Origin of the sequence: Caballeronia sp. LjRoot29 (assembly GCF_964252755.1) — a bacterium.
GTDB lineage: Bacteria > Pseudomonadota > Gammaproteobacteria > Burkholderiales > Burkholderiaceae > Caballeronia.
In genome coordinates, this window is sequence record NZ_CAXUPU020000021.1 from 1 (window position 1) to 15,775 (window position 15,775).

The 15,775-nt window shown below is 57.3% G+C and carries 15 protein-coding genes; 7 read left to right on the plus strand and 8 right to left on the minus strand.

From position 1 onward, the window contains the following. The first annotated feature begins 99 nt into the window (after positions 1-99). From ACSQ83_RS21605 to ACSQ83_RS21625, 5 genes are all read left to right on the plus strand, one after another. Complete coding sequence (locus tag ACSQ83_RS21605) at positions 100-579, plus strand: DUF2501 domain-containing protein (protein ID WP_414954679.1); 480 nt, start codon at positions 100-102, stop codon at positions 577-579. Positions 580-769: 190 nt separating this feature from the next. Further along, complete coding sequence (locus tag ACSQ83_RS21610; protein WP_436229563.1) at positions 770-928, plus strand: hypothetical protein; 159 nt, start codon at positions 770-772, stop codon at positions 926-928. Beyond that, the gene (locus ACSQ83_RS21615; protein WP_436229564.1) at positions 925-1,422 is read left to right on the plus strand and encodes a GNAT family N-acetyltransferase; all 498 of its coding nucleotides are present in this window, start codon (positions 925-927) and stop codon (positions 1,420-1,422) included. Before ACSQ83_RS21610 ends, ACSQ83_RS21615 begins: the two co-directional genes overlap by 4 nt. A 296-nt stretch (positions 1,423-1,718) precedes the next feature. Next, positions 1,719-2,153 (plus strand): hypothetical protein, encoded by a 435-nt coding sequence (locus ACSQ83_RS21620; RefSeq protein ID WP_436229565.1) that lies wholly within the window; start codon positions 1,719-1,721, stop codon positions 2,151-2,153. 610 nt (positions 2,154-2,763) lie between these two features. Further along, positions 2,764-4,017 (plus strand): GNAT family N-acetyltransferase, encoded by a 1,254-nt coding sequence (locus tag ACSQ83_RS21625; protein WP_436229566.1) that lies wholly within the window; start codon positions 2,764-2,766, stop codon positions 4,015-4,017. Between the two features lie 111 nt (positions 4,018-4,128). Here the strand turns inward: ACSQ83_RS21625 and ACSQ83_RS21630 are convergent, their stop codons facing one another. After that, on the minus strand, positions 4,129-5,364 hold the full coding sequence (locus ACSQ83_RS21630; RefSeq protein ID WP_436229567.1) for a GNAT family N-acetyltransferase: 1,236 nt from the start codon (positions 5,362-5,364) through the stop codon (positions 4,129-4,131). Positions 5,365-5,882: 518 nt separating this feature from the next. Here ACSQ83_RS21630 and ACSQ83_RS21635 point away from each other — a divergent pair. Beyond that, a complete protein-coding gene (locus tag ACSQ83_RS21635) occupies positions 5,883-6,524 on the plus strand; it encodes a dihydrofolate reductase family protein (protein ID WP_436229628.1) in 642 nt (213 codons plus the stop codon). A gap of 74 nt (positions 6,525-6,598) precedes the next feature. Here ACSQ83_RS21635 and ACSQ83_RS21640 read toward each other — a convergent pair whose 3' ends face one another. The 7 genes from ACSQ83_RS21640 to ACSQ83_RS21670 form a co-directional block, all read right to left on the minus strand. After that, positions 6,599-7,081 (minus strand): hypothetical protein, encoded by a 483-nt coding sequence (locus ACSQ83_RS21640; RefSeq protein WP_436229568.1) that lies wholly within the window; start codon positions 7,079-7,081, stop codon positions 6,599-6,601. A gap of 66 nt (positions 7,082-7,147) precedes the next feature. Continuing rightward, positions 7,148-8,587, minus strand: a complete 1,440-nt coding sequence (locus tag ACSQ83_RS21645; protein WP_436229569.1) for a CHASE2 domain-containing protein — start codon at positions 8,585-8,587, stop codon at positions 7,148-7,150. A gap of 39 nt (positions 8,588-8,626) precedes the next feature. After that, complete coding sequence (locus tag ACSQ83_RS21650; protein ID WP_436229570.1) at positions 8,627-9,244, minus strand: OmpA family protein; 618 nt, start codon at positions 9,242-9,244, stop codon at positions 8,627-8,629. Then, complete coding sequence (locus ACSQ83_RS21655) at positions 9,241-9,708, minus strand: FecR family protein (protein ID WP_414955315.1); 468 nt, start codon at positions 9,706-9,708, stop codon at positions 9,241-9,243. The genes ACSQ83_RS21650 and ACSQ83_RS21655 overlap by 4 nt, the downstream gene beginning before the upstream one ends. Before the next feature lie 616 nt (positions 9,709-10,324). Further along, positions 10,325-12,313 carry a gamma-glutamyltransferase family protein gene (locus tag ACSQ83_RS21660; RefSeq protein ID WP_436229571.1) on the minus strand — a complete coding sequence of 663 codons (1,989 nt, stop codon included), beginning with the start codon at positions 12,311-12,313 and terminating at the stop codon, positions 10,325-10,327. A gap of 500 nt (positions 12,314-12,813) precedes the next feature. Beyond that, positions 12,814-13,650 carry a phytanoyl-CoA dioxygenase family protein gene (locus tag ACSQ83_RS21665; protein ID WP_414953567.1) on the minus strand — a complete coding sequence of 279 codons (837 nt, stop codon included), beginning with the start codon at positions 13,648-13,650 and terminating at the stop codon, positions 12,814-12,816. A gap of 41 nt (positions 13,651-13,691) precedes the next feature. Then, positions 13,692-14,468 (minus strand): ABC transporter substrate-binding protein, encoded by a 777-nt coding sequence (locus ACSQ83_RS21670; protein ID WP_436229572.1) that lies wholly within the window; start codon positions 14,466-14,468, stop codon positions 13,692-13,694. Between the two features lie 301 nt (positions 14,469-14,769). Here ACSQ83_RS21670 and ACSQ83_RS21675 point away from each other — a divergent pair, with 301 nt between their 5' ends. Continuing rightward, on the plus strand, positions 14,770-15,720 hold the full coding sequence (locus tag ACSQ83_RS21675) for a LysR family transcriptional regulator (RefSeq protein WP_414953569.1): 951 nt from the start codon (positions 14,770-14,772) through the stop codon (positions 15,718-15,720). The last annotated feature ends 55 nt before the right edge of the window (positions 15,721-15,775 follow it).

The following is a 15,775-nucleotide window of genomic DNA, read 5'->3' on the forward strand; positions in this document are numbered from 1 at the left end:
TTAAATTGGTTTATCGCAAGTCGGGGATGTTCTTGTTCAATGTCTTGCGCGAAACGCACTATATTAGAGGCTGGTATTTGTCACTCAAGGAGTCCGAGTATGAAAGTCCGTATGTATCGCCGCACTGTTGCAGGCATCGCAATTGCAATGTTGTTACCCTTTTCAGCCGCTCACGCGCAGCTCGGCAATTTGCTGAAGGGAGGCGGAAGCTCCGATGGTTCATCGTCTACGGGGCTCAGCAGCCTGGGGAGCATGAGCGGTATGACTGGCGGGTTGACCGGGTCATCGCTGACATCGGGTAGTACGAGCAATGTGGCCGGTGTGCTGCAGTTCTGTATCAAGAACAACTATCTCAGTGGGAACGGGGCGTCGTCGGTCAAGGACTCGTTGATGAGCAAGCTGGGCGGGACGTCGGCTGCGTCGTCGGATAGTGGGTATACCGCCGGGGCTGCGGGGCTGTTGAAAAGTGGCGATGGGAAGTCGGTGGATCTGAGCGGCGGTGGGTTGAAGCAGCAGGTTACAAAGCAGGTTTGTGACAAGATTCTTTCGCAAGGGAAGTCGCTGGTGGGTGGGGGGTAGGGGTTGGGTTGTTTGAATGGTTGGTTGATTGTTTGATACTGCTCGGGCAACTTGATGAGTTGTTTGGGTTGACTGTTTTTTGCTGTTTTTAACCTCGGTGGGTCCTGCGATTTTTGTAGGGCCTGTCGGGGGTTAGCTTGATGTATCGCCCTCCTCTTTGGTTCCGATTTTAATTTCAACTCCAGTTCCGATGAGCGACGCACTGCCCACGTTTGAGACTGGTCGTCTGTTGATCCGCCCGCGTACCATGACGGACTACGAAGCATGTCTGGCGATGGATCGTGATCCGCTGGCACTCAGTTTATCGATGGGCCTTGGCACGATGCTGAAGCGCATGAGCGGTTTTTGAAGCATCGTCTTCGGACATCGTTCGGTGATGGGTTGGGGTATTGGTCTATTTTCCGCAAAGACTCTCCGATGCGGTTCTTAGGATGGGTGCTTTTAATTCCCCGCGATGCGATTGGCCCGGAGATTGAGATTGGGTGGCGACTTTGTCGCGATGCTTGGGGTTATGGGTATGCGTCGGGGGGTGCGCGAGTGATTGTTGAGCACGCGTTTCGCTCGCTCGAATTGCAAAGAATTGTCCCGGATATTCGTCCGGGTAACGTTGCTTCGATGAAGGTGGCCGAGAGCATTGGAATGAGGTTCACCGATATCGACGGGCATGGCGACAGTCCGCGCACGTCTTACACGATGGGCCCCAAGGTTTTTTGGGGGAGCGGTGAACGGTCCGAGATAGGTGCGAGAACAGTTGCTGGGAGATTGTGGCCACCGGGACGCCGTCTACTACAATTGCCTATATTCCGTACTCTTACTGATCGGCTATCAGGAAATGACAATTAAACCGAACGTTAAACTCTTGAAGAACAATGATGAAAACGGATGAAATATTAGCGGATCTCGCTAGTTGCGAACCGTACAAGCTTGCGAAAGGTCCGTTCATGACTCGGTCACGAAAACTTTCATGGCTTCTACTTGGACTCGGTGGGTTATGTCTATGCATGCTTGCCGTATTCGGGTTTTGGTACAAGAAGGCTCCATCGACACCGTTGGCATACACCGGGATCGCGTTCTATGTTTCGACTATGCTACTGAGCGCATCCTCACTACTCGTTGAGCCTATCGCTGGATTTATGTTGATGCGTCACTGGAAGGAGGAAACGCTGAATACCATTACAAAGGAGATCGCGAATGACGAGTCGCATGTGCGACGTTTAATGCGCTATGACGATAACACGCTTAAGTATGTACAGCACTGGCTGCAAATCAAGGTAAGGCGTCTGGATGCTCGAATTGTGCTTTTCTTCGGTGGAAGTACGGCCGTTTATACGTTGCTCGCTCTGACTCTGTCCAACATCAAGGACGCAGGTGGCTTACCGTGGCTCAACCAAACATTCGCCAGCGGATTTGCCCCCGGCAACCTGATGAACACCATCATTCTCTGGGGGATTGCCCTGATATTCGGCGTATCAATTGGAGCAATGTTGATGAAGGTTGTCCAGGGACGTTACACCTATCATCTCGAACTGGTCGAACTATCAATGATGCGTAGATCGATCGAGCCGAAAGGCTAATCCGAAACCCATCAAAGACGCAGCACGAGTCGACTCAAGTTAGCCAACTTGAGAGTTGCGACTGTGCCAATACAGATCCATAACAGCTTTTTGAAATCGCACGAGTCCGGTCGAGCCGCCCCCATCCCCTTCTCCGAAGCAGATATTCGTTTGGATTGCAAGACCGGCTAGAATTATGATCAACAATCCGAGCATAGGACTAAGTCCGTCACCACCGATGAAGCTACGCCTATAAATGCGATTGTTAATCTCGCGTCTGCAGTCGCGCTATACCTGCCTCTCAGACCGTCGTGCTGTCTGCTATCGGGTTGCTACCAACCGAGGAGGTGCCTTAAAGCCGCAAACACCAAGCTAAGAAAGTGCCGGCGCAACGTCATACTCATGAATGTCTCGGTCATGAATGAACGTAATGAGTCATCGACGGATGAGGATCACGGGTGAAAATATCGGGCTTTATCGAGAACGTGTGTCCGCGAACATTAAAGTCGCGCTCGCGCAGGTAGTGTTCGTTAAGCAGGCAATAAAGTACGCGTTAGCCAGTGATTTGCGCCGCATGCCGGAACTGCACTAGGTTGACTGCCGATAAAACTTAAACCACACGCTTGAATCTATGAATCGGGACGTTTGCGCTACATATAAACCTGCGTTGCAACCGGTCCATTCGTCGACTGGCGTAAAGCGTTCTATCGATGCGATCAGAACGGAAAGCCCAGTATCGAACCCGGGCGGCAACCGCAGTAATCAGGCGTTAGGCAAGGCAGCGTTCACAACGCACGAAGAGGCTACGGGCTCCAATATTGGCACCGCACGGGTCACTACCCCCGTGCGAGCCGATGGCGAGCCGGCGCGCCACGACAAGTTGCGTGGTGCGCGTTGCACGGCACCGCGGGTTCATCCGGACAACAGAGCCACCCCGGCGAGCGCGCCGCTTCCTGCTCAGTCGGTTTTTCATGAAGCGTGGTGGCTCGACCTCGCGACCGACGGCAACTGGCGCGCGGCAACTGTACGGCGGGGTAACGAGATCGTCGGCGAGATGCCGTATTCGGTGGGACGCAAGGGACCGTGGCGCACGTCACAGATGCCGCCGCTCACGCGCACACTTGGACCCGCCCTAAAACCGTTCGCCGGCGATCCGGCGCACGCGATGCTCGAGCGTATCGACATCACCACGCAGCTCATCGAGCAGATTCCGGAAGTCGACAGCTTTTATCAAATCTTCGATCCGCGCGTGGAAGATGCCCTCGCGTTCGGGCTGAACGGCTTTACCGTATCGACGCGCTACACGCTGCAGTTCGGTCAGGAACGCGACATAGAGCAACTGTGGAAAGGATTGAACGGCAAGACCCGTAACGTGATCCGCACAGGACAAAAGTTTCTGCGGGTTGCGCCTATCGAGTCGCCTGCCGAATTCAACCGGTTCTACGATGCCAATCTCGCCGTGCGCCACCGCTCGAACATCTACGGCACGGAGCTGATGCAGCGGCTGGTCAGCGCGTTTGTCGAGCGTGACGCGGGATACCTGCTTGGCGCCTACGACACGAACGGTCATCTCGTGGCGGCGATTGGCGTGACCTTCGATTCGCACGCGGCGTACTACCTGCTGTCATCCCGCAGTCCGAGCGCTCATAGCGGCGCGATCAGCGTGCTGATCTGGGCGGCGATCCAGGATGCGATGAAGCGAAAACTCACCTTCGATTTCGACGGCATCCCCAACGCGAATACCTTGCGCTTTCTAAGTGGCTTCAATCCGACGCTTAAGCCGAGGCTCGTGGTCGAGCGGCATAAACCCGTCTGGTCGATGGCTAAAGCTGCCCGATGCTTAGTCATGCCAAGGAAACCCGGATGGTTCTTGTCGACTATGTGAGGGGTGGTGGGTAGGGGGTTTTTGGTGGCAGCCTTGCCGGGGCCTCTATCGCGATTGTCCCAAGCTGCCGTGAGCCGAGCGAAAGAGGCTTTTGCAGCCTGCTTCTCCGCTTCAGGCTTCGCCAAGTTCCGGCGCTTGCGCCATGGCGATTGACGGCCGTCTTTCAGCGATGTCTGGAGCAGCTGCCTTTGCAATCGCCGCGGCATTATCGGCGGCTTTGTCGGCGTTGGCTGACGCCCTCTCCGCGCGCATATCGACCAGCTTTTTCGCGAGACTCTTGGCGTGGAACGCCATTTTTCCCCACTGCGTCGTAGCAATCTGAAAGCTGGTGTTCGGCAGTACATTGCCCCGACTCCAGTACGCTTTGAAGTCTTCCGTGCCAACGCCGAGGTCGAGATCCATCCGATTTTCCCAGGCCCACTTGACGCAGCGTTCTATCATGATCGACCCGGGCGCAAACTTCGAAAACTTCGAGTCGAAGGCCCCGATCAAACCGTTCACGCACGTATGCCCCAACCCCACGATGTTGGCAGCGACCGGCATGCCGTCAAGCGTCATCACGAAGACTATTCCCATCGGCTGCGTGTGCGTACCGTCGACGAGACTGACCAGAAAGTCCCGATAACCCTGCGAATTGAGCCAAGGGCCGTCCTTTTCGACGCGTTCTGCCCACTCGCGTTTACGCGCGAGCATCCAGTCCACCCATTGGGCGTGCGCCTGCGTATCCCCAGCTTCAAGCGTGCGGATTTCCAGGACGCCCTCCTTTTCGAAACGCCTCTCGCGCGCGCCGGGCTTCTTCTTCGACAACGTGCCCAGCGTGCTGCAATAAGCCGACCAGTCCGGCTCCTTGCGCAGTAAAGCCGTCGCGGAGACATCCTGCCTCGCTGCAACCAAGCCCGCGTGTCGCGAGACCAGATCGTAGAGCCCGGCATCCTTTGCGACATACGGAACAGAGAAGATATCGGCGCGGCAATCTCGGGTCGCGGCGCGCCAGGCTGCATTAAGCGCTGCGCTCGCACCGGCGGCTGCGAGGATGCTCGTGTGTTCAGCGGTACCGGGCGTAAGTGGTTCTAGGACGCTGCAGAAGAACCGCCGATGGCTCACAAGCGGCCAGACGAGCACGAGTTCGCCGTCCTCCCTATACACAATGCAATGCAGCCGCTGACCGCGCGGCTTTGCCACCTGAGTCCAGCATTGCCAACAGACATCGAACGCTTGGTGATGGCGTCCATCGGCTTGCGACCAGAGCGCATTCCATTCGTCTCGAAGCGCGAGGAAAGCGTCCGCATCAGTGATGATCTCGAGGCCGGATTGCTGGTTGCTCGCGTTGTCTTCAGATCGCTTCATGGAGGTGCTCAGGCTGGTTCAAGTGGGCGGTCTCGCCGCTGTCCTCGCGGCATCGCTCGACGCGCTTGGGCGTGCGGGATAGCAGGCCCCGGATTCGCGGTCTGCCACACTTTGAGGCTTGAGACAGATAGCGTCGGTGCGGTGGTCAACACACCTTTTAGCGCGGCCGGCTGCTGCCGGTATCAGCGCAGCTGTAAGGTCCACGAAGTGTCGAACCTGACGACCGAGACCTGGCGAAGGTCGTGCCTCGATGGGCCGTATCGGTGTGGTCGGCACGGTTGTGAGTTAAACACCGTGAAGCAGGGCATCCGATTGTTGCAAGGCAGCTTTGCTTCGCTTCGCAACCGAACGCGTGCCTTTGACTCTGGCGCCAACTAAAAACCGGCTAACCTTGCGTACGGGTTTCCACCGAGCCAGATCGTTGTCGATTTCGCATCCCGTCGCGCGTCGTGTGGATGAAAACGAAATTATCATCTGGCATCGAAGCCACATCATTTGAAGCGCTGACGGAGACGTTTATGACGAAGATAAGAGTTGCAGGGTTTGGTGTGTCACTCGATGGCTTTTCCGCGGGAACCGATCAAGGTCTGGATCACCCGCTTGGTGTGCGAGGCGAGGAAATCTTCCAATGGTTTTTCCCGACGCGGACTTTCCGTCAGATGCTGGGAAAGGAAGACGGTGAAACTGGCCTTGACGACCAATTTGCCCGGCGAGCAATGGAAGGTTTCGGCGCATTCATCCTCGGGCGCAACATGTTCGGCCCTATTCGCGGGGAATGGCCGGACGATCAATGGAAAGGCTGGTGGGGTGACAATCCGCCGTACCATGCGCCAACCTTTGTACTCACGCATCATCCACGGCCGTCAATTGAGATGCTGGGCGGCACGACATTTCATTTCATTTCTGGCGGCATTGAGGAAGCGTTAAAAAAGGCGCGCGAAGCGGCGGGCGGAAAGGACGTCAAGATTGGCGGCGGTGTAGAGACTGTGAGGCAGTACGTCCAGGCCGGCTACGTGGATGAGATTCACCTCGCCTTTGCTCCCGTCGCGCTTGGCCAAGGGGAACCGCTCTTTAGCGGTCTGGATCTTCGCGCTCTGGGATATCGGACAGTCGAGCATGTACCAACGGACCGGGCCACGCACATTGTCTTAGCGAAGTAGCGTTGGGGATGGATTGATTGTGGCGCGCCAGAGCGCCACAAAGGAACTATCCCAGTCCGTTTGAATATGTCGTTTTAGTTAGTCTTCGATTTGAACCATAGGCTACTTTCCGATCTCAGCAAAAATAACCCTGCGACAGTTTCTGCGGCAATGCTTATTAGACCCACGACGTTGTTCCGCTCGGAGGACAGCCCGTCCGCAAACAGATGATAGAGGGCCGTCATGATGAGCAATGCCGTCAGAAAAAGCGCAACGTTTCTTGCCCACAGCTTTCCAGCTGAAAGCCGCATGATAGTAAATGCATAGAAGATCAAAATTGCGAAGAGCAGTCCAAACACCGTGATCGCCGCGCCCATTTCCCGGGGAGCACTGAAAGGCGGAACGCCCACTCCATGAATGATACGGACAAAAAAAACTGCAAACGTACTCCAATAAACTGCGATTGCGGCTCGAACCAAGTTGGGAGTATTGTTGCCCGGGAAAAAGATGAATTTGGTTTCCGCTCGCAAAGGAACCTCCGTAAATTTCGATTCAGAGCCGCCAGGTTTGCCGATCATAGTCCTGGTTCAACGCTATTTCTAGCAAGAAATGCGAATGTCGAGTCAGGAGAGAGTCGCATGGATCTACTCAGGCCCCTTCGCCTCCGCCCTCGCTCGCTCCACGACATGCAGCAACGTACGCGCAAAGAAACACCCCATCACCGCCGACAGAATAATGAAAATAGAGGCTGCATCGACCAGCAGTCCGAAGCGGATGAAGATAAAGAAGCAGCATAGAAGGTTCAGCAGATGCAGCACGACGCCCAAAATAGTAGAACCCTTAGGCACGTCTCTTAAGAACGCCGCAAACCTTGATTGCGTCCGTGGCACATACCAAATGATCAGTAATCCAAACATTATAATAAAGCCACTTTCCGCCCACTTCAACCAAGCTGGACGCCGCAGAAACCTTCCCTCAAAAATTGTCTCTATCACCTGCGCCTGAATCTCAATTCCGGGCACCAGTTCCCCCAACGGGGTCGTACGCATGTCCGTCACGCCAGTACCCGTCAGTCCGATCAACACCAATTTATTTCGAAACCGTTCTGGATCCACCGTTCCCTGCAGGATCTCGCGCGCCGACACATAGCGGCTCAGCGACGATCGAATAGAGGCGAAATGCAGCCAGATATCGCCGCCGGATTGGGTAGGCACTTGCACATCCGCGACACCCACCGCCTGCACGCTCGATGTATCGGCAAAGACAGAGATCGCCGATGAATCCGTGGCAACGCGGAACATTTCCATCGGCAGACCGGGAACCAGTTTGTCCCCCAATCCCATGATGAGGGGAATATGACGGACCACGCCTTGTTCGAGCGCCACGCTGAGCATCGCCTGCCCGTGGGCCGCCGCCTGCAATTCCGGCAGGCTCGCGAGCACATAGTCGAACCGTTGCACGCGGCCAAGAGGATCAGTGCCATGCACGAGGATCGGCGCGCTACGCATATCGGTGCTCGCGGCGAAGGTGGGATGGTCAAGTGCTGCAGCACCCAGTATGGTCGGCGCTGCGCGCAACGAACTCGCGAGAATAGCTTCATGACTGGGAAGCGTCCGCAAGCGGGCAGCAAGATCCCCGGCCGTTTCCGGTAGATTACCGGCCACCTTGTCGGGCGAAGTCTGGTCCGGCTCCGGCATGTAGATGTCGAGACCGATAGCCAGCGGTTTCAGCGCCGCAATGGCATCGACCAGACTGGCGAGCCGATTCCGCGGCCAGGGCCATTGCCCGACGGCTGCCAGTGTCGGGTCATCAATCTCGACAATGGTCACGGGCTGCGCGGTCGGTACTCGCGGAAAGCGACGTTGATACTGATCGAACAGAAGTTGCCGGGCCGTTTTGAAAGAATCCGGAAGTGCATCGTCGAGGTCGGCCACGAAAGCGGGACGCGCTATGTCGCTGGGCCATTCGCTGGACAGGTTGACGAGGCTCAGGCCGAACAACACCATCAGCGCCATCGGGCGCCCCTGGGCCGCCTTGTTCAGACGCTTGATCCGGGCACGCCATAGGTCGTAGAAGCGTTTCATCGAAGGGATAGGCCGTTCACCGTCGATGACTCGCGCGGATCATTGGATGGTGATGACGACGCGTCGGTTCAAGCGGTTGGGGACACCATCGGCAGTGTGGACCGCCGGCTCGCGCTTGCCTCGTGCAGCGATCTCTATCTGTTGGGCGGGAATGCCTTGCCTGACCAGGAATGCTGCCACCGTTTGCGCTCGACGCTTGGACAGGTTGTCATCGAAATCCTGCGAGCCGGCCAGATCAGTGTGACCGACCACTACAAGCTGCGGCGCAGGCCAGTTCGCCAGCACCGCTTTTAACTCTTTAACCGTAGCGAGCGATTCGGGAGCCAGGTCGGTGGCCGAGTCGAAGAGAAAGAAGATCGTAAACGTCCTGGGACGCGGAGGCCGGGCCGCGAGTAGCTGGCTGTATCGCGTCTCCACGCTGGACTGGCTATCCATCGTTTTTTCGATAGCGCCGCCCTGGCTGACGTCGACCCCGGCGTATGCCTTGTTGATGGTTTGCTGTCCGGTGGCGCTGTGGACGATGACAGCTCCGACCTTCCCCTCCGGATCCGGCAACAGAATGATTTTGTCCGGAGGCGTGCTGCACGCAGACAGCAAAACCAGCGTGGCGAATGACGCTGCAAATGCTCGCTCGTGACGTCGGAATGCGGCCTTCACCGGGCACCCTCCCCGCTACCGCCAACTTCGATAATAAACGCAGTGCCGCGCACGCCGAGCGTCGTAGTCGGCGTGCTGAAACGCACGGAATCCGGATTCGCCTTCGCCAGTTTTCCGGAGATCACTGCCAGGGAACCGCGTTTGATCGACGCATCGAGCACCCCGTCATGGGTCGTGGTATTGAACGCGAATTTGTTGAGCTCGAGGATGGAATTGGCGCCTGCGGAGAGTTGGGTGTCGTCACGCAGCGTGATCCCGACTGAGGACTCGGGGCCGGTCACTATGCGATCGCTGCCGTACACCTCGCTGCCAATGGCCGCGCCCGAACTTGCTCCCGCCCGCTCGACCTGCACCGTGCCCTTGACGGTCTTGACGACGCCGGCTGCATCGGCGGCAAGCGCGTCAACGGATGCCATGGACCCGCAGGCAAGAATCAAGGCATAGCTGATGGCTTGGAGACGCATCGGTGGCACCTGATTGCGTAAGCGTGTGTCAACGCTGCTTGCGCGCGGCAGCGTGGCTCCCCTGGCAATCCGACGTTGCGAGGGATCATTCCCCGATAGCTAGTGGAACTGAGGCTTTATGAAAGACTTACAGAAATGCGGCGCGTGACTCAGATCGAGACGGTTTTGCGCTAGCGAACAAAGTATGGTCCTCAGCCCAAATCTCTCTGTGCGCTTTCGCGCATATGGCCACGAGACACTTTTTTGGCAACTGGTTTGCGATTACAAAGGAAAAGATTCGGCATGCGATCCGCGGGACGACTGATGCACTCGCGTTTCATGCGCTGATGACCCAACGTGGAACGACATCGCGACAAATCAACCGGTACCGAGGTTGCCGAATGGATCAGGCAGCATGTCGCTTTGGTGGGCATACTACACTCCGCGATTTCGCCGAACCGTTCGTTTTGCTGCGGAAATCTTCTTCGCCGGAAAGCACGCTCGCTGAAGCCAGTCGTTTTGTGACAGGCCTCAGTCAAGCGCGGGATCAGTGACTTGCGCGACGCCAAGATGCACCACCATGGCCGTGCGGGACCGGCTCTTACCATCGACCAGCCCCGCTACGCCAGCTCACTCCTTAAGGGGCGAAAGTATCACCCAACACCACGCCCTCCCGGCGCGGGTCCGTGCCACCCTGCAGGACGCTCGACTGATTAATCCCCGTACGAAGGATCGTATTGACGCCACTCGCCTGAGCCGCCGTGGAAACGGTGTGACCCAAAGCAACCAGTCCCGTCAGCAAGGGATCGTTCGCGCCACCATTCGAACTGTTGATGTTCGGATGCTCGCCGCCGAGAGTCGTGACCGGGCTATTGCTCGCGCCAAAGTCGACCAGATTCGCGGATTGCTGCGCGTCCAGTCCCCAGTCAAGCACACCAACAATCGTCTTCACCACGTACTGCGGAATCGTGCCGCCGCCAGGTGAACCCGTTGCCATCACGAAGTCGCCCTTCGACCCATCGGCGGCGATCTTGAAGACTAAAGTAGGCGCCATCGAACTGCGCGGCCGCTTGCCAGGCTGCACGCGATTCGCAACCGGAGCGCCCGTGGTGTCGGTCGGATTCGCGGAGAAATCCGTGAGCTGGTTGTTCAGCAGGAAACCGTTCGTCATGTGGAACGAACCCATGCTCGACTCAACCGTCGTGGTGGCGGTCACCACGTTGCCGCTGCCGTCCACGATAGTGAACTGGTTCGTGCCATGCTCGATCAGCGTTTTATCCACGCCAAGCGGAACCGCGCCAAAGTTACCCGCAGCAGCCGTACCCATGCTCTTGTTGACGTTGATCAGGGCCGCCCTGCTCTGCAAATAAGGCTTGTTCAGCAACGTGTTCCAGGTGCCATTTGGCGGCGGAATGAAATCGGTATCGGCTACATATTTGTCGCGGTCCGCATACGCCATCCGTTCAGCTTCGGTAATCAGATGGACACCCTGAACGGTAGGCTTGCCGCCTTCGAGATCGATAGCCGTTGGCTTTTGCTGTTGAAGATTAAAGTTCTCGAGAATGCCCAGTGCGGACGCCACCGCAATTCCACCGGACGACGGCGGCGGCATGCCGCAAATCCAGTAGCTCCTGTAAGTCGTGCAAATGGGATCGCGCTGTTTCGCCTGATAGTTCGCGAGATCGGCGACCGTCGTTTTGCCCGGGGTGATTACTGAGCCATCGGCGCCCGTGGTCGTCGCAATCTTCGCCACAATGTCCTGTGCGATCTGGCCGGAATACAGTGCGTTGGCACCGTTGCTTGCCATCGCCTTCAGCGTATTCGCGTAAGCCGGATTTTTCAGCAGCGTGCCCAATGCCTTGGGCGAGCCGTCCGCGTTAAGAAAGTAAGCAGCGGCTTCGGGGTCGCGTTTCAGGCTGCTCGCATTCGACGCAATTGCACCAGCAAGCCGTCCACCGATTGGAAAGCCATTGGTTGACAGCGTGATCGCGTCACCAAACAGATCCTTCCACGCAAGCTTGCCGTGATCGCGCTGCAGCGCCTCAATAAGCCGCGGTACACCAATGGTGCCGATCGAGCGACCGCTCGCACGCGCGCTTGGCTGCGGCGCGGAACGGTCGTTTGTATCGTCGACATAACGAAGATAGTTTTCGGTCGCCGCGCTCGGTGCCGACTCGCGGCCGTCGTACGCCTGCACCGTCTTTTTCGATGCGTCGTAGTACATCAGCACGCCTCCTGACCCGAGCCCCGTTGCTTCGGGAACTGTCAGGCCAAGCACTGCCTGCACAGCGACTGCGGCATCGGCCGCGGTCCCGCCTTGCTTGAGCACGGCGCAGCCTGCGGCGCTCGCATACGCATTCGATGTGGTGACCATATAAGTCTTCGCGTACACGGGCTTCAGACCCGTGCGATAACCCGAAGCGGCTTCGGGGAGTGAAGGGTCGCCCGGGAGATTCGAGCCAATGACGACGCTCGACCCGCTGCTGTTCACCGCGAGGCAACTCGAGTCTTGCGCGGGGGTTGGGGAGGCGGACTGGTGGTCGTCTGAATCACCGCCGCAGGAAGCGAGCAGAAGCGTGGAGGCGGATATTGCCGCCACAAGTGTGAAGTAGGGGTTGCTTTTCATCGTGCTTTCTACAAGTCCTTTTATTGTCGAATTCTCATGACCGGGAAGCAGCGGCCCGGGGGATGCTTTAATCGGAGCCATGTGTGACCCGCATTAAGCCGACAAAATGCTATCTGAAATATTACTAAATATCTCTATAAAAATAATATTTGGAGATATTTTGAAAGAATGATCGGCACTTGGAACGGGATGAGAAATGGATGAAAAAGGATGAAAAACAGATGAGAGGCGGGAGGATTTGACTAGGAGCGGAGGCGTAGCAGAAGGGAATGCGATAAGTTGAGGAGTTGAAATCTAGGGGTATAGGCGCTTAAAGATTTGCGACGCGGCCAAGCGCCGGCCTAAGCGTCGCTTAGAAGCCGCAGCAACAAAACGACAGCGCTCGTAATAACCGACTAGCGCCAAAAACGCGTTCGAAAATCGACGCATTTCTTCATTTCAGCGTCGGGGAAAACTTCGACGAATGTTCATTGCCATTCCCCGCGCCTATCGCGATCCCGCTAAGCCCCATTCCAGACAACAGGAAAAAGTGGATGCTCCATCGGAGCGCCCTCAGGCAGCGTCTCCGCAAGCCCTGGAAACTCTGGTGAGGTATGCCAACGGCGCGGCGCATGCCGGACATCGTCGCCAATAAACCGAACCGAGAACGCACGCCGCCGTGTCTGTCCGCTCACACCACCTGACGCATGCAGCGTCAGCATGTTGAAGCAGACCATATCGCCCGGCTCAAGCGCCCACCCGATGATCGGATACGCACCCCTGTCGGCCTCAATATCCGGCAGATCCGTGAGGCTGCCTTCGGGAAACCACTTCGCCTGATTGTCCATGAACGTACGCGGCATCAACCACGGCCCAAGGTGCGAGCCCGCAACAAACTCCAGCCTCGACTCCTGCGAAACGGGATCAACGGGAATCCACATGCTGACGTTATCGTGGCCGGTGATGTTGTAGTAAGGCTGGTCCTGATGCCACGGCGTACGCTGCCGGGTACCCGGCTCTTTCACCAGCAGGTGATCGTGGTAAAGCCGTATGGTCTCGCTCCCCAGCAACGCTGCGGCAACCGCGGGTGCGGCCGAATGAAAAATAAACTGGCGATATGATTCGTTATCCTGCCAATTGCAGAAGTCTTCGAAGAACCAGCCCGGATCGTCGGGACGGCTCGCAACTTTTGCGCGCGGACTGGGCGCTTGCAGGTTGCTATCGATACCCTCACGCAGCAAAGCGACCTCTTCCTGCGTGAATATCTGGCGAATACAAACCGCGCCATCGCGATGAAAGTCTTCCATCAATTGCGGCGTGACGGCCCGTTCAAGACGGGCGGTGACGGTCTCCAACATACCTGTCTCCCTACGAGAAAAAATGAGCCAAGTCCTGACGCTCAGTCGCCATAAATATCGAAATTAAAGTACTTCGCGGCGACCTGTTGATACACGCCATTCTGACGTATCGCGGCAATGGCCTGGTTGATCTCAGTCTCCGTTGGCGTGTCGCCCTTTCGTATGCCAATGGCAACATCGCCCGCCACGCGACTATCTCCCACCGGCTTGCCCACCAGCCCAAAACCTTTACCTTGCGGCGTCTTCAGAAAACCGAAATCTGCTTGTACGGCGGCCTGGAATGCAGCATCGAGACGGTTCGTCACCAAGTCCTGATAAATCTGGTCCTGCGTCTGATACGACTCCACCGTCACGTTCTTCGGCGCCCACTCCGCTTTCGCATAGCTCTCTTGCGTCGAGCCCTGCACAACGCCCACGCGTTTACCCTGCAAAGCCTGCGCGGTCGGCTGAAGGTTCGAGCCCGTGCGCGCTATCAATGCCGAGCTGCTGTTGTAAAGACGGTGACTGAAATCGATCTGCTCACGCCGTGCCGGTGTAGCAGACATCGCTGAAAGTATGGCGTCGAACTTGCGTGCCTTGAGCGCCGGGATCATGCCGTCGAAGTTCTGCTCGACCCATACGCACTTCTGGTGGAGCTGCGCGCAGATCGCGTTGCCCAGGTCGATATCGAAACCCGTGAACGACCCATCCGGCGCCTTCGACTCGAACGGCGGATAGCTGGGATCAACGCCAAAGCGAATGGCTCCTTTATCCTGTGCGAGAACAGCAAGGGGCAACATCGCCAGTGCGCAAAGGGCTGAAAGCATTACGTGTTTCATGGAGTTCCCCGTCGGTATTGAATCGGTTTGAGCGGATGGTGAGCCAGCTTGCGTCATGCCATTTTTAGCGCTGCGATCGTCCGGAGCGCACACGAATGCGATGTCGCAACCGAATCGTTTCGTCGCGGCTGGCGAGCATGTCGATGGAAGCAGTCATTCGCGTGGCTCCGTGCATCGCGTTGGAACTTGATCGGGTGACGCTACCGTAGCGCGACAGAAAACGGGGCGGGAGAGCTAGAATCGTGAACGTGGCAACCAAAGGTGAACGCCCGGCGCGAACGCGTCTTTTCATTGAGAGCTTATGAAACTTCACCAACTCCGCACGCTCATCGCCATTGCCGAAGCCGGCGGCGTGCGCGGCGCTGCGCGCGTCTTGAAGGCTTCTCCGGCGGCTATTACCAAGAGCCTTCGCCAGCTTGAAGAAAGCGTGCAGATGTCGCTCGTGGTGCGCACATCGTCAGGCGTCACGCTCACGGAGAGCGGCCAGGCGCTCCTGGTTCACGCCCGATCAATCTACGGGCAGATGACACGCGCTCAAGACGCCATGAGCGCGCTGCGGGGCGCCGCGCAGGGCAAGCTCACGGTTGCTGTCACCCCATGGATCGCCATGACGTTCCTGGCGGACACGGTCACGCGTTTTTGCGAGCGCATGCCCGAAATCCGCCTGGAATTCTTCGAAGGATTGTTGTCAGTCGCTAATCCGCGTCTGCGCGACGGCAGCCTCGACTTCTTTATCGGCCGGCCGGAGCCTGGGGCATTTGGTGTCGAGTTTCAGTATCGGCCGCTGTTTTCATCGACTTGCGCGCTCGTCGCCCGTGAAGGACATCCGCGAGCGAACTGCCACTCGCTCGCGGATATGAGCGATCTGGACTGGATCCTCACGTGGGACCCGTTGAACGAAAACGCCCTTGTCGACAACGTCTTCACTCGATACAACGTGCCCGTTCCGCGAAAGATTCATCTGACGCATTCGCTTTCGATAGCCATCGCATTGCTCAAGAAGACCGACATGGTCAGCGTATTTCCGTGGCCGCTGGTCGAGGTCAGTGCAGCCAAGGAAGGGCTGTGTGCCATTCCGTTGCGCGAGCAACTCGACGACGCAATGGTCAGCGTCATCTCGCGCACGGGTCATCCCACGAGTGCCGCGGCTGAATGTTTTATTGAATGCATGATCGAAACAATCCGCGAGGGATGCGAATCGAGTCTGCCGGAAACACGCCACGTGTTGCAGTCAGTCGAACTGTTGATTTAAGAGCATGCCGCCACCATAAAAAAACGGCGCGCATCGTTAAGTGCGCGCCGCTCGT

What these genes read in the sequence shown, in the direction of transcription:
- ACSQ83_RS21605 (WP_414954679.1), top strand. Translation starts at nt 100, where the DNA reads ATGAAAGTCCGTATGTATCGCCGCACTGTTGCAGGCATCGCAATTGCA.
- ACSQ83_RS21610 (WP_436229563.1), top strand. Translation starts at nt 770, where the DNA reads ATGAGCGACGCACTGCCCACGTTTGAGACTGGTCGTCTGTTGATCCGC.
- ACSQ83_RS21620 (WP_436229565.1), top strand. Translation starts at nt 1,719, where the DNA reads ATGCGTCACTGGAAGGAGGAAACGCTGAATACCATTACAAAGGAGATC.
- ACSQ83_RS21625 (WP_436229566.1), top strand. Translation starts at nt 2,764, where the DNA reads ATGAATCGGGACGTTTGCGCTACATATAAACCTGCGTTGCAACCGGTC.
- ACSQ83_RS21630 (WP_436229567.1), bottom strand. Translation starts at nt 5,364, where the DNA reads ATGAAGCGATCTGAAGACAACGCGAGCAACCAGCAATCCGGCCTCGAG.
- ACSQ83_RS21635 (WP_436229628.1), top strand. Translation starts at nt 5,883, where the DNA reads ATGACGAAGATAAGAGTTGCAGGGTTTGGTGTGTCACTCGATGGCTTT.
- ACSQ83_RS21640 (WP_436229568.1), bottom strand. Translation starts at nt 7,081, where the DNA reads ATGATCGGCAAACCTGGCGGCTCTGAATCGAAATTTACGGAGGTTCCT.
- ACSQ83_RS21645 (WP_436229569.1), bottom strand. Translation starts at nt 8,587, where the DNA reads ATGAAACGCTTCTACGACCTATGGCGTGCCCGGATCAAGCGTCTGAAC.
- ACSQ83_RS21655 (WP_414955315.1), bottom strand. Translation starts at nt 9,708, where the DNA reads ATGCGTCTCCAAGCCATCAGCTATGCCTTGATTCTTGCCTGCGGGTCC.
- ACSQ83_RS21660 (WP_436229571.1), bottom strand. Translation starts at nt 12,313, where the DNA reads ATGAAAAGCAACCCCTACTTCACACTTGTGGCGGCAATATCCGCCTCC.
- ACSQ83_RS21665 (WP_414953567.1), bottom strand. Translation starts at nt 13,650, where the DNA reads ATGTTGGAGACCGTCACCGCCCGTCTTGAACGGGCCGTCACGCCGCAA.
- ACSQ83_RS21670 (WP_436229572.1), bottom strand. Translation starts at nt 14,468, where the DNA reads ATGAAACACGTAATGCTTTCAGCCCTTTGCGCACTGGCGATGTTGCCC.
- ACSQ83_RS21675 (WP_414953569.1), top strand. Translation starts at nt 14,770, where the DNA reads ATGAAACTTCACCAACTCCGCACGCTCATCGCCATTGCCGAAGCCGGC.